The following is a 13,937-nucleotide window of genomic DNA, read 5'->3' on the forward strand; positions in this document are numbered from 1 at the left end:
TCCCATCACGAACTTTATTTACTTTTTTTGATACCTAACAAAATTACTTTTCATTTATTTATTATTTTTTGATAAATAAATATATTTTATATAATTTAGAGTAAACTTACATAATATTTTTTAAATTATAATATTCATAATTCAGTAAGATACTCACTTCTATAAGATATTTAAATTAAAATCTATACTAAAAAAGGAAGTTGATTATCATAAATCATCTTCCTTATTCATGGATATACAATTTTATAGTTGTTGACTTACAAAATATCTAGTTTTTAATTTTATTTTACCAATCAATTTATATCTTATTAATAGTTAAATATCTTTAAATAATTTTTTGTACAATAATGGTATTTCTTGATAATCCAAAATTATAAAGTCAGGTTTATAAACCAACTCCTCTACCCTATGTTTCCTATGATTCATCCAGATACTCTTCCATCCAGCTTTTTTAGAACCTACTACATCATTTTTGTAAGAGTCACCTACATAATATGTATTTGCCTTATCTAAATTCATAAATTTCTCAGCCAATCTAAAAATATTAATATCTGGCTTAGAAAAACCAACTTCACTAGAAATAAAAATATTCTCTTCATCAACCCACTTTTCAATATTTAATTGCTTTAATTTCATTCTTTGATGAGAAGATGGTCCATTAGTTATAATTCCCATATTAATATTTTTTTCTTTAGCAAAATTTAAAACTTGCTCCATTTCTGGTATTAAAGTTATTTGTGATTGCTGATATATATACTCATCTTGAAAATTTTGAGCATCTTTTTCTGTAATGGCATTTCCTAATTCTTCAAAAGCTTTCATTATTCTATACACATGCATTTTTTCAATTGGCATCTCTCCACTCTCAGTCAAATGAAATACCTCATCACTATACTTTCTGCTACTTATATATAAATCCTTAACAGAAACATTCTTTATTGAAGAAAACACTTTATCATATGCAATATAAAAAGGTGTTAACTGATTGTATAAAGTATCATCTACATCAAAAATTAAATTAATCAAAATATTAGTCCTCCAAAATTTAATAGTGGTAAATATAATTATAACTATAAATACCTAGTATAACAATACTTACCACTATAAGTCCTATTATTTATTTAAAATTCTAGTAGTTACACCCTTTAGATTATAACATTCTGCATAATCACGTAAAGGACGCTTAATATGGTCTACAACAAATCTTTGACCATCAATGTTATTTTTGCTTAAATTACTATAAAGCACTTCTATCTCTCTTTTAACATCATCATTATTGAATGTATAGTGACCTGCAATATCTAATATCTCATTAGATAGTACTTCATCCTTAAATATTTCTTCAGTAGTTAAACTTTTTTGTTCTCCCATTACCCATTTTCTCCAACGTCCACATTCAATAGCATCTACAAGAAGAACATGTCTAATATTTGAAGTTTTTTCAATTAATCCTTCTTCCTTTAGTTTTCTTTCAACTTCTGCTAGCTTTAAGTATGCTCTAGTCTCTTCAGTACCATATTGAGGAGCAACATTTGTCGCAATAATTTGAGATGGTATATGCTCTAATAAAGTCACATCATCCAAATAATCTCCATTATGTTCTTTTAAACCAACTCCATACTTTTTAGCCATTTGAGCTAAATCATAAGCATTCTTAAAATTAAAAGTTCCTACTTGTTCTGTTTTTCTAGTTAGAGTCCCTGTCTGACCAACTATAAATGTTGGCATTGGTAAATCTCTCTTTTCAAGTTCAACTTTTAATCTAGTTATAAATGTTTCATATGTCTCAGTTGAAGTTAATCCTCCATTTGTTTCCTCTGTCCCAACTTCATATCCTATCTCTGGAAAATTAAGTCTTTTTCTTTCTTTTTCGCAATATTCAATTAATTCTACAGTTCGTTCTAAGACTATATCCAATGGAATCACTTTCCCCATTTCAAATGGATCTTTTGTAGGGTCAATCATTAGTAAATCAAAACCTGCCTCAATATCAGCTAAATAAGATTTTTTTCCTAATTCCATAGCTTTGTCAACAGGTAAATGGTCATTTCTTTCTTTATCTCTTTGCCATGGCCCTCCATGGTCTCTGCATAAGTAATATAAACCATCAAATCCAACTTTATCAGCTATTCTCTTAATATCTCTTGTGAAAGTTTCTTGATTCCAACCATTTACATAGCCTCCACCTAGCTCATCTGCATCTACTTGATTTCTACTGGCAATAAACATTAAAGGAAAATCATCATCTTTCGCTAATTCAAAACTCGCTTGTAACAAATTAGGTGACATAGGACCAATCCCTAAAAGTGTTGCACTTTTCCCCTCTTCTTGTAAGTCTAGTAATCGTTGTACGACAGTTTTTATTGGTAATTTTTTCATTACTATATCTCCTTTTATTCTATTTTTTAAGATGTTTTTAAAGATATTTTTAATAAAATCTTCAATAAAAACATCTTTATGTTATATGTAAAATAAATCAAACTTTATTGAAAAGTATCTTTTATTTTCTTAATTAATGCATCAGATTTTTTAATAATGTCAGACACACTCATTCTTACTACTTTCTTTCCTTTAAAACGCTCCATATTTCTAATCTCAACATCGTTAGTTAATATCACACAGGCTGCTTCTTCAATTTCCTTAGGTGACAACTCATTATCTATTCCAGAACTTCCTTGAGTTTCAACCTTTATTTCTATTCCAAATTTTTTTGCTGATAATTCAAGTGATTCAGCTGACATATAAGTATGTGCTACTCCACTAGGGCAAGATGTTACTGCTACAATTTTCATATCTTCATCTCCTTTAAATTTATAGTTCTACATGCTTTTTTTAAAATTTTATATAAGCTAATTTATTATTTCATATATCTATAATTCTTCGAATATCAATTCAATAGAATCATCTATATCTTCTTCAATTTCTTCATCTTCCTTTACATTTTTCTTTACTAATTTCATCAAGATTGCGACAACAACTGCTCCAGTTAGTACAGATGCTATATAACCCAACCTGTTATCAACAACTGGAAGTACTATCAAGCCTCCCCAAGGAGCATGATTTAAACATCCTAATAAAAAAGCCATAATGTTTCCAATAATTGAACCAGCCATAATACAAGGAATTACTCTAACAGGGTCCGCTGTTGCAAATGGAATAGCTCCTTCCGTGATTCCAACACACCCCATTAGAAGTGATGCTTTTCCTGAATCTCTTTCTTCTTTACTAAATTTTTTTGGGAATAATAATGTTGCTAACCCTAATCCAATTGGAGGTATACAAATCGCAACGCCAACCCCTCCCATTAAGTATGGAAGTGTATCAACTTGTGTTTGAGCAAAAGTCGCAGCAACTTTATTTATAGGGCCACCCATATCAGAAGCTATCATTCCTCCCAAAATACCCCCTAAAGGAATCTTTGAAACACCAGACATTCCATTTAGCCAGTTCGTCATCCATGCCATAAAAGAAGCTATAGGTTCTCCAATTAAAAATACAATTATGCCACCTGTAATCAATGTACCAAGCAAAGGATAAATAAATATGGAACCTAGAGTTCTCATTGTAGGAGCTAATTTTATTTTCTTTAGTTGTAAGACAACAAATCCTGCTATAAATCCTGCTATAATACCACCTATAAAACCAGCATTTACTTCTTTTGCTAAATATGCACCTATCATACCTGGTGCTAGCCCTGGTTTATCTGCCATACTAAATGCTATATATCCACCTAATATTGGGATAAACAAAGCTAGACCTGCAGCACCAATTTGATTTAGTTTAGCTAACCATCCAGTTTCAGGAACAGCAGCTTGCCCACTTAATGTTACTGACAAAGCAAATAATATTCCCCCAGCAACTACAAATGGAATCATATATGATGTTGCTGTCATAAGATGTTTTTGTAAAAACTTTAAAATCCTCACTTTAATCTTCCTCCCCTATCTTTTCTTTTATAAGATTATAAACTGTCTGTTCATCTGACTCTCTAATTTGATTTCTAAAACTCTCATGCATCAATAAACGTGCCAGTTTTGATAAAATCTTTAAATGAAGATTATTCTCATTATCTTTTGTTACTGATATTAAAAATATCAAATCTACTTTTTCACCTTCTTCTGTCCATTCAATAGGAACATCAAGCTTTCCAATTGTAATACAAGAATCTTTGACCCCTATACTTTGACTATGAGGTAGACCTATACCATGCCCAATATATGTTGATAATGTTTCCTCTCTTTTTAAAACATCTTCTAAAAATTGATTTTTATCTCTTAAATACCCCTCTTTTGATACTACATCCACTAATGATGTAATAGCTTCTTCTTTTGAATCTGCTTTCATTTTGAATGAGCATTTTACATTGACTAATTTACTCATACAGTGACCTCCTCCTCATATTTATGAATTAAACCTTCTGCTTCTTCTTTTGTCCTTGCACTTTCTAACATACTAATAAAATTAGTCTTATAAACCATTTTAGTTAAATTAATTATTGCTGGAATTTGCTCTTTTTTATCTCTACTTGCTAGACAAAATATAACTTTAACCTTTTTATCACCAAAACTAATTGGCTCTTTACATATTAGTAAACTTATTGAACTCACTTTAACTAATGAACTATCATTCCCATGTAATAAAGCAAACTCTTCATCTTTTACAGCATAAAAACCTACATTTTTCAAAATATCTATAATATTCTCAGCATATTGTGTTGATACAAAATCACAATCAGCAAGTATATTTGAACTAATTTTAACAGCATCTTCCCACTTCACTTCTTTATCAATTATGTTGATAGTATCAGCCCCTATTAAATCACTTAATTTAAGTTGTCTAGATAATATCCTTTCATCACTATATCCGAGCTCTTGCCATATGATACTCAACACTCTTTTTTGAGCATCTTCTTCTAAGAAATCTAGCCTTTTTTTAATTGATATATAATTAGTCAGGACATTCTTTCTTTTTATTCCTTTTTCTTCAAGTTTTAGATAATCGTTTTCTTGTAAAAATGGATTAATCTCAATAACTACTTTGGGTAAAGTTGTAGCTATCTTTGATGTTGTTATAATGAAATCGATATTTTCCCAGTCCTTATAATCTTGCAATTTATATGCTGGAATACTGTCCAATATATTTATTTGATAATCATTTATTAGAGTATCTTTTAACATAGCAATTACACCATATCCAAATCCACAAACTAATAATATATTTTTATAATTATTTCTCTCGTTTCTTTGTACACTTCCTAAAAAGTGTATTGCTAAAAGTATTATTTCATTTTCATTTCTTATTTGATTTAACATCCTATTCTTTTGTATAGAAACCTTAGTAGCTTCAAGTACATATTGATATTTATCTGGTATAACATGGAATAGTTCTTCATAGATTTGTATGTTTTGTTTGATTCTTTCTATTAATGGAGCAATATGATTAAGCAAACCTTTATAAAGAATCATATCTTCTTTGAAATCAACACTTAGTATTTCTGACATATTGTAAATTAAATCTTGAACTATTATTTCTGTACTAATCAAATCCATATCTTCATTTAAACTTGCATATTTATTTGTAAAAAACACAAAACTTTTTAACAATAAAATTTGTTCTTTGGTCAATTTCTTTTGAATGATTTGTTCAAATTCTTGGTCAAACTTATTTTCAAAATACGGCTCACTTAATGAAGAAGATTCTAAAGGATGTTTTTCATCTGAATGTATGTACCATGTAAAAAGAAAAATATTTGAAACATACCACATAAAAGATTCATCGTTTAAAGTCCAATCCATTTGGGAAAGTAAATCTGTTGACCAGTTATATATATCATTCAAAGAAATTCCTTTGAATATTTGTTCAATAATCTTCACTAAATACTGCTCAAACACACTTAAATCAGACTTTTCTTTACCAAATAGGTAAGAATATGATTTTAATATACTTAGTCTTTGTTTATATATAGTGTTTTCATCTCCACTTATTTTGAAAGTCTTATCATATGTGATAGTTATTTTGTTTCTTTCTAATTCATTTGATAAAACATTAAGGTCGTTTTTAATTGAACTTCTAGAAACCTGGAATTCTTTGCTCAACTTTTCTAAATTTAGCTTATCTATTTTAAACATTGATATAATTTTCATAATAGATACTCTCTCAGTTAAAGAAAATACATAGTCATTATTATCTATATATACTACTTGGAAATCTTTGGGGACAATTAATACGCCTTTATTTATCTTTTGTATTAATGGTTTCTTTAGTGACTGTAAAACAATATTTAAATTATTTATGTCATATCTAACTTTTCTTTCTTCTATACTTAGTTGTTGGCTAATCTCCCTATAACTTGTCTTCTCTTTTTCCTTTAGAAAATTCATAATGAGTAACATTCTTCCACTTATCATATTTTCCCTCCTTTCAAAATAATTAGAGTTATCAATACTGCAAATTTTATGTTATTCTGTATATTTTAGTTTTTTTATGTCTAAAAATAGTGACTATCTTTCTATATTCAGAATAATACAATAAAGCTTTAACTACAACTTACAATATTTGAAAATTGTTTTTACAAAATCTGTAGACATATTTTTATCAAAAAATATAATATTTATATTTAAAACTTTATATCATCTACTGATTACAATACATTTTAATATTACATAGTATTTTCAACGCTTTATTGATAACTACTATATATCTATAACTATATGGGCAATAGTTAAAGGTTTTACTTAAAAGTAAAACTATATCTGAATATTTAATCATACAAGTAAAAAAGGCAAGCTATATATTTAAATTATATAACTTGCCTAAATATTTTATTTTAGAACTCTAATCATTAGATATTTTCAAATTTTTTATTTTATTATCATTATATGTGAATTCTTCAAACTCAGATATTGATAATGGCTTTGAGAAAACATAACCTTGAATATAATCACATCCAATGCTTTTTAGGAAGTGTACTTGTTCAGCTTCTTCAATACCTTCAGCAATTACTTTCATACCAAGCCTTCTGCTAAGTTCAATAATAGATTCCACAACAACTTTGCCACGTTCTATATTATTTTTACTAACAAAAAATGAACGATCTAATTTAATTATCTCGACTTTAAACTCCTTTAATATCCCTAATGATGAATATCCAAATCCAAAATCATCTATAGAACATTTAAATCCTTTACTGTGGATATCATCTATTACGTCAATTGCTTCTGAATTTTCTAAAAAAATAGATTCTGTAAGTTCTAAGTCTATTAACCATGTAGGCACATTATATTTATTACATATCATCTCATATTTTTCTAAGAATAATTTATCCTTTAAATGTTGCCTTGATACATTAACAGAAATTATTAATAACTCTTTACATTCTTTTATCCATTTAGAAATCAATTTACATGTTTCTTCAAGCACATACAAGTCTAATTCACATATAAATCCGTTTTTTTCAAAAAGAGGAACAAAATCACTTGGATAAATCATTCCTTTTTCTACACTATTCCAACGAACAAGAGACTCTGCACCTCTAATTTTTCCAGTTTTTATATCAACCTTTGGTTGTAAGCATATAAAAAATTCTTTATCTGCAAGAGCCTTTTCCATTAAATTTGATAATTCCTTTTCAAATATCAATCTATTTTTTTCTATATCACTATAAAAATTAAAATCACTTTTATGAGTTTTATTAAAACTTTTTCTTGCTGTATTTACATGGTCTTGTATTGTTATTAAATCTTCATTATGATTTTCAATAGTGTAAATACCTACTGATATTCTTAAAAAGTATGGGTTTTCTTTGTCTTTATTAAAATAATTAATCTCATTTTCTATTTTATACAATAATTCTAAAACTTCTAATACTGCTCGATTCTTTATAAATAGGTAGAATAAGTCTGCATCATGACGACATACAAACTCTTCATCATTAATAATATTCTTTTCCAATACATTATAAATATATTTAAGTGCATTATTTCCTTTTTCACTACCAAAACAATCATTTAATAGCTTAAAATCTTTTATGTTTATTGCTATCATCATGTAGGTGCTATCAGGAGATTTAGAAATTAAAGGTTTTATTAACATACTAAATTTTGTTGAATTAATACCATTTGTTATATTATCTAAATAAGCAATATCTTCGATTTGTTTTATATATTTTCTTCTAATAGTATATAAAATCCATGTTATAATTCCAATAATAAAAATAATTATAAATGTCATTATTATTGTAAAAATGTTTAATTTATTCAATTCACCTAAAACAGCTTCTTCAGGCACTATAAGAACAAAATACCAATCATTTAAATCTTTTGTTACTGGATGATAAGTTAGCAAACACTTTACATTTTTTGATGAAGTTATTATAATTTCTCCTGATTCTTCACTCTTAAAGTCATCCATCATTTTGGGAACCCAATGCTCATTTATAGCACCTCTATATTTATGACTAATATCCTTTATCAACTCACTATTTTTACCTATAAAGAGAGGTTTCCCCTTAGTATTAACAATTTCAATAGTTCCTTCTCCATTAAAACTGTCAATACTAAGAATATTATTCACACTTTCTTTTTGAGAAACGCCGACTAAAATACTAGATACCTCATGTTTATCATCAAATATAGGTACACTGTAGAGTACAACGTCTAGTGACTCTATAAGTTCTGTATATTCTTTACCTTCTATTCCCTTTTTATATGAAACAGTATTCTCTAAGTCCAATTTTTTTCCACTTAAAAACTCTGCTTCACCTTTTAAATCAATTATCCCAATATCAGAATATTCATAACTAGTTTTTCTTTTTGCTAAGTAATCATATCGACTATCGCCTTCATATTGTTTAATAAAATCTGCCATTAGTCTTAAATCAGACAAAATAAACTCAATTTGATTGTCAACATTTGATACAATTTGTGTAGATACATCGTTTAAATAGTTTTTAGTTTGCTTATTAGATATGTTGTACAGTTTTACAGTAGTAAAAACAGTAATTACAAGAATTGAAATAATAAGTGCACATAAAATTATAGACAAAACCATATTGTTTTTTTCGTACCTTGATAATTTCATTTTTTGTCCTCCAAATTATAAGTCCATTTTTAGTATAAATACTAACTCTACAAATTTTATTACTAAAAATCTATCCACACTATATTATAATATTCTATTTACCAATATTCAACAAAACTCCTTTATATTCCAATAATAATTCACGGATAATCTCTTTATTCATTTTATTTATGTAATATTTTCTATTATATTATTGTAGAATATTGTTTAAAAATAAAATTCATAATCTAAATTTATATTTCTATTTATTCAATACTAACAAATTCTATATCCTTAATATCAACAATAGTAAAACAATAGCTTATCATAATGTACAGAGACTATTCTTTGCTCTACTACCTTTGTAAAAATATCAAGATTTTAATCTAAAATTAAAAGGTAGTTTTTAATTATCCTGAAAATAAATTTTATTATATGAATTTCACTATATAAATTTCATTCTAATATACTGCTTTATTATTAATATTATAATACAACTAAAAAATAAATGACTTTAATATGTAACTGTGATAAAATATGACCAATAAATAATTTATAATTTTATTATTCTAATATTTTACATATGAAAGAGAGGAAAAGTAAGTGAGTTGGCAACATATAAAAATACCAAACGGAAATACAGTGATTTTTTGTAATTCATTCATTAGTGGAAAATCATCTACGAATATTATTGTTACACATACTCCTATTGTAACTACGCTTGATTTACAGTTAGCATACGAACCTCTTTCGCAATATGATGTAAATGTCTTTGCCTTTGATTTTTCAGGAACAGGTAAAAGCGGTGGTAATGAAAAAGATTTTTCACGTAATTCAATTGTAAAAGACTTAGACTCTGTCATTGCGTATATAGAAAAGAATTATTCTTCCAACATACATCTATACGGAAATGCAGGTATTGGTGGCATGTTTGCACAGTATTATGCATGTACAAGTAATAAGTTAAAAAGTTTTGCCCAGTTTGCCTGTGTTGATTATAAAAATACGTCAGGGGTAGGTTATTCTTATCCCACTGTTAAATTATTAAACTTTTTCCTCAAACTCCTTCCTAATTTTCATATAACAGTAAAACCACCTAAATATGAAGGTTATAATGAAGCCCATGATAATGCGTTTTACAAAATGATTGAGCAAGACAACCCTAATATTTGGAAAAATAGCACAAAGGTAATGAATACAATGTTAGAATGTTTTGTCGCACAAGATAGTGTAATAAAAAATGGAGTTAATATTCCAACACTTGTTTTTAAAACGCTTCATGACAGATATTTCAAACCTAAGTATTTTGATAGCTATTATAATTCGTTGAGCTGTAAAAAGAAGCTTGTTGAAATTGATGATGTTCATAATAGCTACTATTTAAATAGTGAAAAGTTTTGTCAGACAGTATATGAGTGGTTTATAGAAAATCAATAGAATACAACAAAAATACTAAACATAAAATTCAAGTTTAATGATTAATATATAATAAAGTAAACTGAGTAAGAGGTATAAGTCATTACGACATCTACCTTTTAAAATTCATATGATAAAAACAATCTACCATGATATATTCTACTTGTTTTGAGCTTGCATCCTGTGAAACTAAAAATTATTATTTGACAGAATCACTATAATTCTTTTTTTATTTAACTTATCAAAATAGATAGAGATTATCGCAAGTGTCACAAAAATAGCAACTTTCGTAACCAATTCAGGAATTGGAATATAAATGCCTGCTCGTAGCTGTACAAGAGTTTGTATTGGAAGCATTACCCCAATAACTTTTAATGTTACTAATATCATTCTATATAAAACTAATGAAATATAGCTTTTCTTTTTTATTAATAGATAAATAATAATAAAAACCAAAGGGCTAATAATTCCCATATCAAGCACATAAGTAATTTCTGTAGTATACATTTCTATTCTCTCAAGTGTACTACTTGTAAATAATGAATGTAATACATCTGGTAACCATGCAACAATATTTGAAGTACCTGCTAATATCAAAAACATGTATTCTACCTTTCTTAAATGGAAAGAACAGTTATAGCAAAGTGATATTCCATAAATATCCATCAGTAAAGTAAATAGAGTGAAAAATGAAATTGAAGTTAACAAAATATATACTAGTTGTAACTGATTATGTGCAACACCAAACGAAATACTAAAAGCATAATACAAAACGATACCTAGAATTGTGAGAAAATTTGTTTTTTGTTCTACTGTATCTATATCACGAAATATGTATGAACCAATAACTGGAACAACAATTAAAAACATTACTAAGTCTGAACCTATCAATATAGGTGCCTTGAAATATGAGTCATATTGATAGATACCTGTACCATACATCTCAATAACTTGCCCATATAGGTTTATTGCCTCATATTTATTATCTATAGAGAATGAAAATATTCCACAAACTGTAATGATTAGCAATAGTATGAATATAATGGTTGCTGAAATATTTAGCCAGGTCATTTGTTTTTTCTTTATCATTTGATTTCCTCCCTAAGGTAAAGTATTTAAAGATTCTGAGTGTTGTTAGTTAAGTCAACTGAAAAATACCTTGTGTAAATTATAGTAATAAGTTACTATTTACACTATAGCAACTTATTACTATAATGTAAATAGTAGATTTCACATGAAAGGAATATCTTATGCAAATTAAAAATATGATTAAAAATTTTAGTGGTGAAAGAAATAATGAAGTTCGAGGTATTTTTGCAAGCATATTTATTTTACAGAACCGATTACAAACTATTTTTGATAAAGCAGATGAACATCTTACTTTAAAACAATTTATGCTTCTTACAATGGTAAAGCATGCTGATGAAAAAACTACTTTTACTTATCTTGGAAAACTCTTAGGGTCTTCACGTCAAAATATAAAAAAACTAGCTGTTTCTCTTGAAAGCAAAGGATTTATAGCTATTGAGCATGAACCCAATAATAAAAGAAATACTTCTATTGTATTAACAAAAAAAGCAGATGAATATTCACAAAAAGTACAGGAACTCCATACTGAGAAATTAAACAATATATTTCAAGATTATTCAAATGAAGAAATCAGTCTGTTTTATCAAATGATTACAAAACTATATACAGGAGTTGAAAGAGAAGAAAAACATTATGAGTAAAATAATTATTTATAGCACAAAGTCTAGCTCAACTAAGATATATTATGACTTTGAATTTTACGCATTCCGTTAAAAACATAAATATAACCTAAAAGAATAGTTATACAGCATGATATGTATGAAAACACGTAAAAAATGGACAGAAAAAGAGCTAGAAATGCCCTATTTAAAGGCCTTCTAGCTTACTATTAACTATTCCCACTCTATTGTTCCAGGTGGTTTAGAAGTTATATCATAAACTACTCTATTTACTCCATCAACTTCATTGATTATTCTATTAGAAATTTTCTCTAAAACATCATAAGGCATCTTATACCAGTCAGAAGTCATTCCATCAGAAGAAGTAACTGCTCTTAAACCAACTAAATAAGCATATGTTCTTTCATCTCCCATAACTCCAACAGTCTTAACATCTGGTAATGTTGCAAAAGCTTGCCATATTTCTCTATATAAACCAGCTTTTCTAAGCTCGTCCATATAAACAGCATCTGCTTCTCTTAATATATCACATTTTTCTTTAGTTACATCACCTATAACTCTTATTCCAAGACCTGGCCCTGGGAAAGGATGTCTAAATATTAATCCTTCTTCTATACCAAGCTCTAATCCTATTTTTCTAACTTCATCCTTAAATAGTTCTCTTAATGGCTCAACTATTTCTTGGAAATCTACATCTTCAGGAATTCCACCAACATTATGGTGAGATTTTATAGTAGCAGCACCATTTCCATGTCCACTTTCTATAACATCTGGATAAATTGTTCCTTGAACTAAGAAATCCATTTTTCCTAATTTATTTGATTCTTCTTCAAATACTCTTATAAATTCTTCACCAATTATCTTTCTCTTAGCTTCTGGCTCAGAAATTCCTTTTAATTTAGATAAGAATCTATCTTCTGCATTAACTCTTATTAAATTTATATCGAATTTCTCTCTGAATATTCTTTCTACATCGTCTCCTTCATTTTTTCTAAGCAAACCATGGTCAACAAATATACAAGTCAAGTTATCCCCAATTGCTCTATGAATAAGAACTGCGGCAACAGAAGAGTCAACGCCTCCACTTAAAGCACATAAAGCTTTTTTGTCGCCTATTTTTTCTTTTAATTCTTTTATTTTATCTTCTATAAATGAATCTGTAGTCCAGTCACCTTTTACTTCACATACATTGTATAAGAAATTTTTAAGTATCTTATCCCCTTCTAAACAATGTTCTACTTCTGGATGGAATTGAACTCCATATAGTTTTTGTTCTACATTTTCCATAGCAGCTACTGGACAATCTTTAGTGTTTGCAACTATAGTAAATCCTTCTGGAGCCTTTTCTATTAAATCAGTATGACTCATCCAAACACTATTTGTAGTAATCCCTTCAAATAATGATGATTTTCCATAAGTTATAGATGTTTTTCCATATTCTTTTTCTTGTTTGTTGCCTTTTCTTACAACTCCACCTAATACATGAGACATTATTTGAACTCCATAACATATACCAAGTATTGGTACTCCTAGTTCAAATATTTCTTTTGATATTGTTGGAGAATCCTCTAAGTATGCACTATTTGGCCCACCTGTAAATATTATCCCTTTAGGATTTTTTGCTTTTATTCTTTCTATGCTTGCAGTACATGGAAGTATTTCACAATATACATTGTTTTCTCTAACTCTTCTAGCTATTAACTGATTATATTGACCTCCAAAATCTATTACAAGTACTAATTCATGTTTCATAAA

The 13,937-nt window shown here is 27.7% G+C and carries 11 protein-coding genes; 2 read left to right on the plus strand and 9 right to left on the minus strand.

Annotated elements, in window-relative coordinates:
• Positions 1-315: 315 nt before the first annotated feature.
• The 7 genes from KGF36_RS09090 to KGF36_RS09120 form a co-directional block, all read right to left on the minus strand.
• Positions 316-1,026 carry an HAD family hydrolase gene (locus tag KGF36_RS09090; RefSeq protein ID WP_227827805.1) on the minus strand — a complete coding sequence of 237 codons (711 nt, stop codon included), beginning with the start codon at positions 1,024-1,026 and terminating at the stop codon, positions 316-318.
• A gap of 87 nt (positions 1,027-1,113) precedes the next feature.
• On the minus strand, positions 1,114-2,379 hold the full coding sequence (locus KGF36_RS09095) for a class II D-tagatose-bisphosphate aldolase non-catalytic subunit (protein WP_227827806.1): 1,266 nt from the start codon (positions 2,377-2,379) through the stop codon (positions 1,114-1,116).
• 104 nt (positions 2,380-2,483) lie between these two features.
• Complete coding sequence (locus tag KGF36_RS09100) at positions 2,484-2,792, minus strand: PTS fructose-like transporter subunit IIB (protein ID WP_227827807.1); 309 nt, start codon at positions 2,790-2,792, stop codon at positions 2,484-2,486.
• Between the two features lie 78 nt (positions 2,793-2,870).
• Positions 2,871-3,926, minus strand: coding sequence for a PTS fructose transporter subunit EIIC (locus KGF36_RS09105; RefSeq protein ID WP_227827808.1), 1,056 nt, complete (start codon positions 3,924-3,926; stop codon positions 2,871-2,873).
• A 1-nt stretch (position 3,927) separates the two neighbouring features.
• On the minus strand, positions 3,928-4,380 hold the full coding sequence (locus KGF36_RS09110) for a fructose PTS transporter subunit IIA (RefSeq protein WP_227827809.1): 453 nt from the start codon (positions 4,378-4,380) through the stop codon (positions 3,928-3,930).
• A complete protein-coding gene (locus KGF36_RS09115; protein ID WP_227827810.1) occupies positions 4,377-6,407 on the minus strand; it encodes a PTS sugar transporter subunit IIA in 2,031 nt (676 codons plus the stop codon). Before KGF36_RS09115 ends, KGF36_RS09110 begins: the two co-directional genes overlap by 4 nt.
• A gap of 427 nt (positions 6,408-6,834) precedes the next feature.
• Positions 6,835-9,078 carry a GGDEF domain-containing protein gene (locus KGF36_RS09120; protein WP_227854682.1) on the minus strand — a complete coding sequence of 748 codons (2,244 nt, stop codon included), beginning with the start codon at positions 9,076-9,078 and terminating at the stop codon, positions 6,835-6,837.
• Between the two features lie 582 nt (positions 9,079-9,660).
• On the opposite strand from KGF36_RS09120, the gene KGF36_RS09125 reads away from it, so the two are divergent.
• Positions 9,661-10,494, plus strand: a complete 834-nt coding sequence (locus KGF36_RS09125) for a serine aminopeptidase domain-containing protein (RefSeq protein WP_227842653.1) — start codon at positions 9,661-9,663, stop codon at positions 10,492-10,494.
• Positions 10,495-10,662: 168 nt separating this feature from the next.
• On the opposite strand, the gene KGF36_RS09130 is transcribed toward KGF36_RS09125, so the two are convergent.
• Complete coding sequence (locus KGF36_RS09130) at positions 10,663-11,562, minus strand: hypothetical protein (RefSeq protein ID WP_227854683.1); 900 nt, start codon at positions 11,560-11,562, stop codon at positions 10,663-10,665.
• 161 nt (positions 11,563-11,723) lie between these two features.
• Here KGF36_RS09130 and KGF36_RS09135 point away from each other — a divergent pair, with 161 nt between their 5' ends.
• Positions 11,724-12,203: a MarR family winged helix-turn-helix transcriptional regulator gene (locus KGF36_RS09135; RefSeq protein WP_227827814.1), complete on the plus strand. Its 480-nt coding sequence runs from the start codon at positions 11,724-11,726 to the stop codon at positions 12,201-12,203.
• A 192-nt stretch (positions 12,204-12,395) separates the two neighbouring features.
• Here KGF36_RS09135 and guaA read toward each other — a convergent pair whose 3' ends face one another.
• On the minus strand, positions 12,396-13,934 hold the full coding sequence (guaA, locus tag KGF36_RS09140) for a glutamine-hydrolyzing GMP synthase (protein WP_227434621.1): 1,539 nt from the start codon (positions 13,932-13,934) through the stop codon (positions 12,396-12,398).
• Between the last annotated feature and the right edge of the window lie 3 nt (positions 13,935-13,937).

Origin of the sequence: Clostridioides sp. ZZV14-6009 (genome assembly GCF_020658095.1) — a bacterium.
In the GTDB taxonomy this organism is placed as follows: Bacteria; Bacillota; Clostridia; order Peptostreptococcales; family Peptostreptococcaceae; genus Clostridioides.

Excerpts from the sequence above, each read along its gene's own strand:
- KGF36_RS09095 (WP_227827806.1), bottom strand. The coding sequence starts at position 2,379 with ATGAAAAAATTACCAATAAAAACTGTCGTACAACGATTACTAGACTTA.
- KGF36_RS09100 (WP_227827807.1), bottom strand. The coding sequence starts at position 2,792 with ATGAAAATTGTAGCAGTAACATCTTGCCCTAGTGGAGTAGCACATACT.
- KGF36_RS09110 (WP_227827809.1), bottom strand. The coding sequence starts at position 4,380 with ATGAGTAAATTAGTCAATGTAAAATGCTCATTCAAAATGAAAGCAGAT.
- KGF36_RS09115 (WP_227827810.1), bottom strand. The coding sequence starts at position 6,407 with ATGATAAGTGGAAGAATGTTACTCATTATGAATTTTCTAAAGGAAAAA.
- KGF36_RS09120 (WP_227854682.1), bottom strand. The coding sequence starts at position 9,078 with ATGAAATTATCAAGGTACGAAAAAAACAATATGGTTTTGTCTATAATT.
- KGF36_RS09130 (WP_227854683.1), bottom strand. The coding sequence starts at position 11,562 with ATGATAAAGAAAAAACAAATGACCTGGCTAAATATTTCAGCAACCATT.
- KGF36_RS09135 (WP_227827814.1), top strand. The coding sequence starts at position 11,724 with ATGCAAATTAAAAATATGATTAAAAATTTTAGTGGTGAAAGAAATAAT.
- guaA (WP_227434621.1), bottom strand. The coding sequence starts at position 13,934 with ATGAAACATGAATTAGTACTTGTAATAGATTTTGGAGGTCAATATAAT.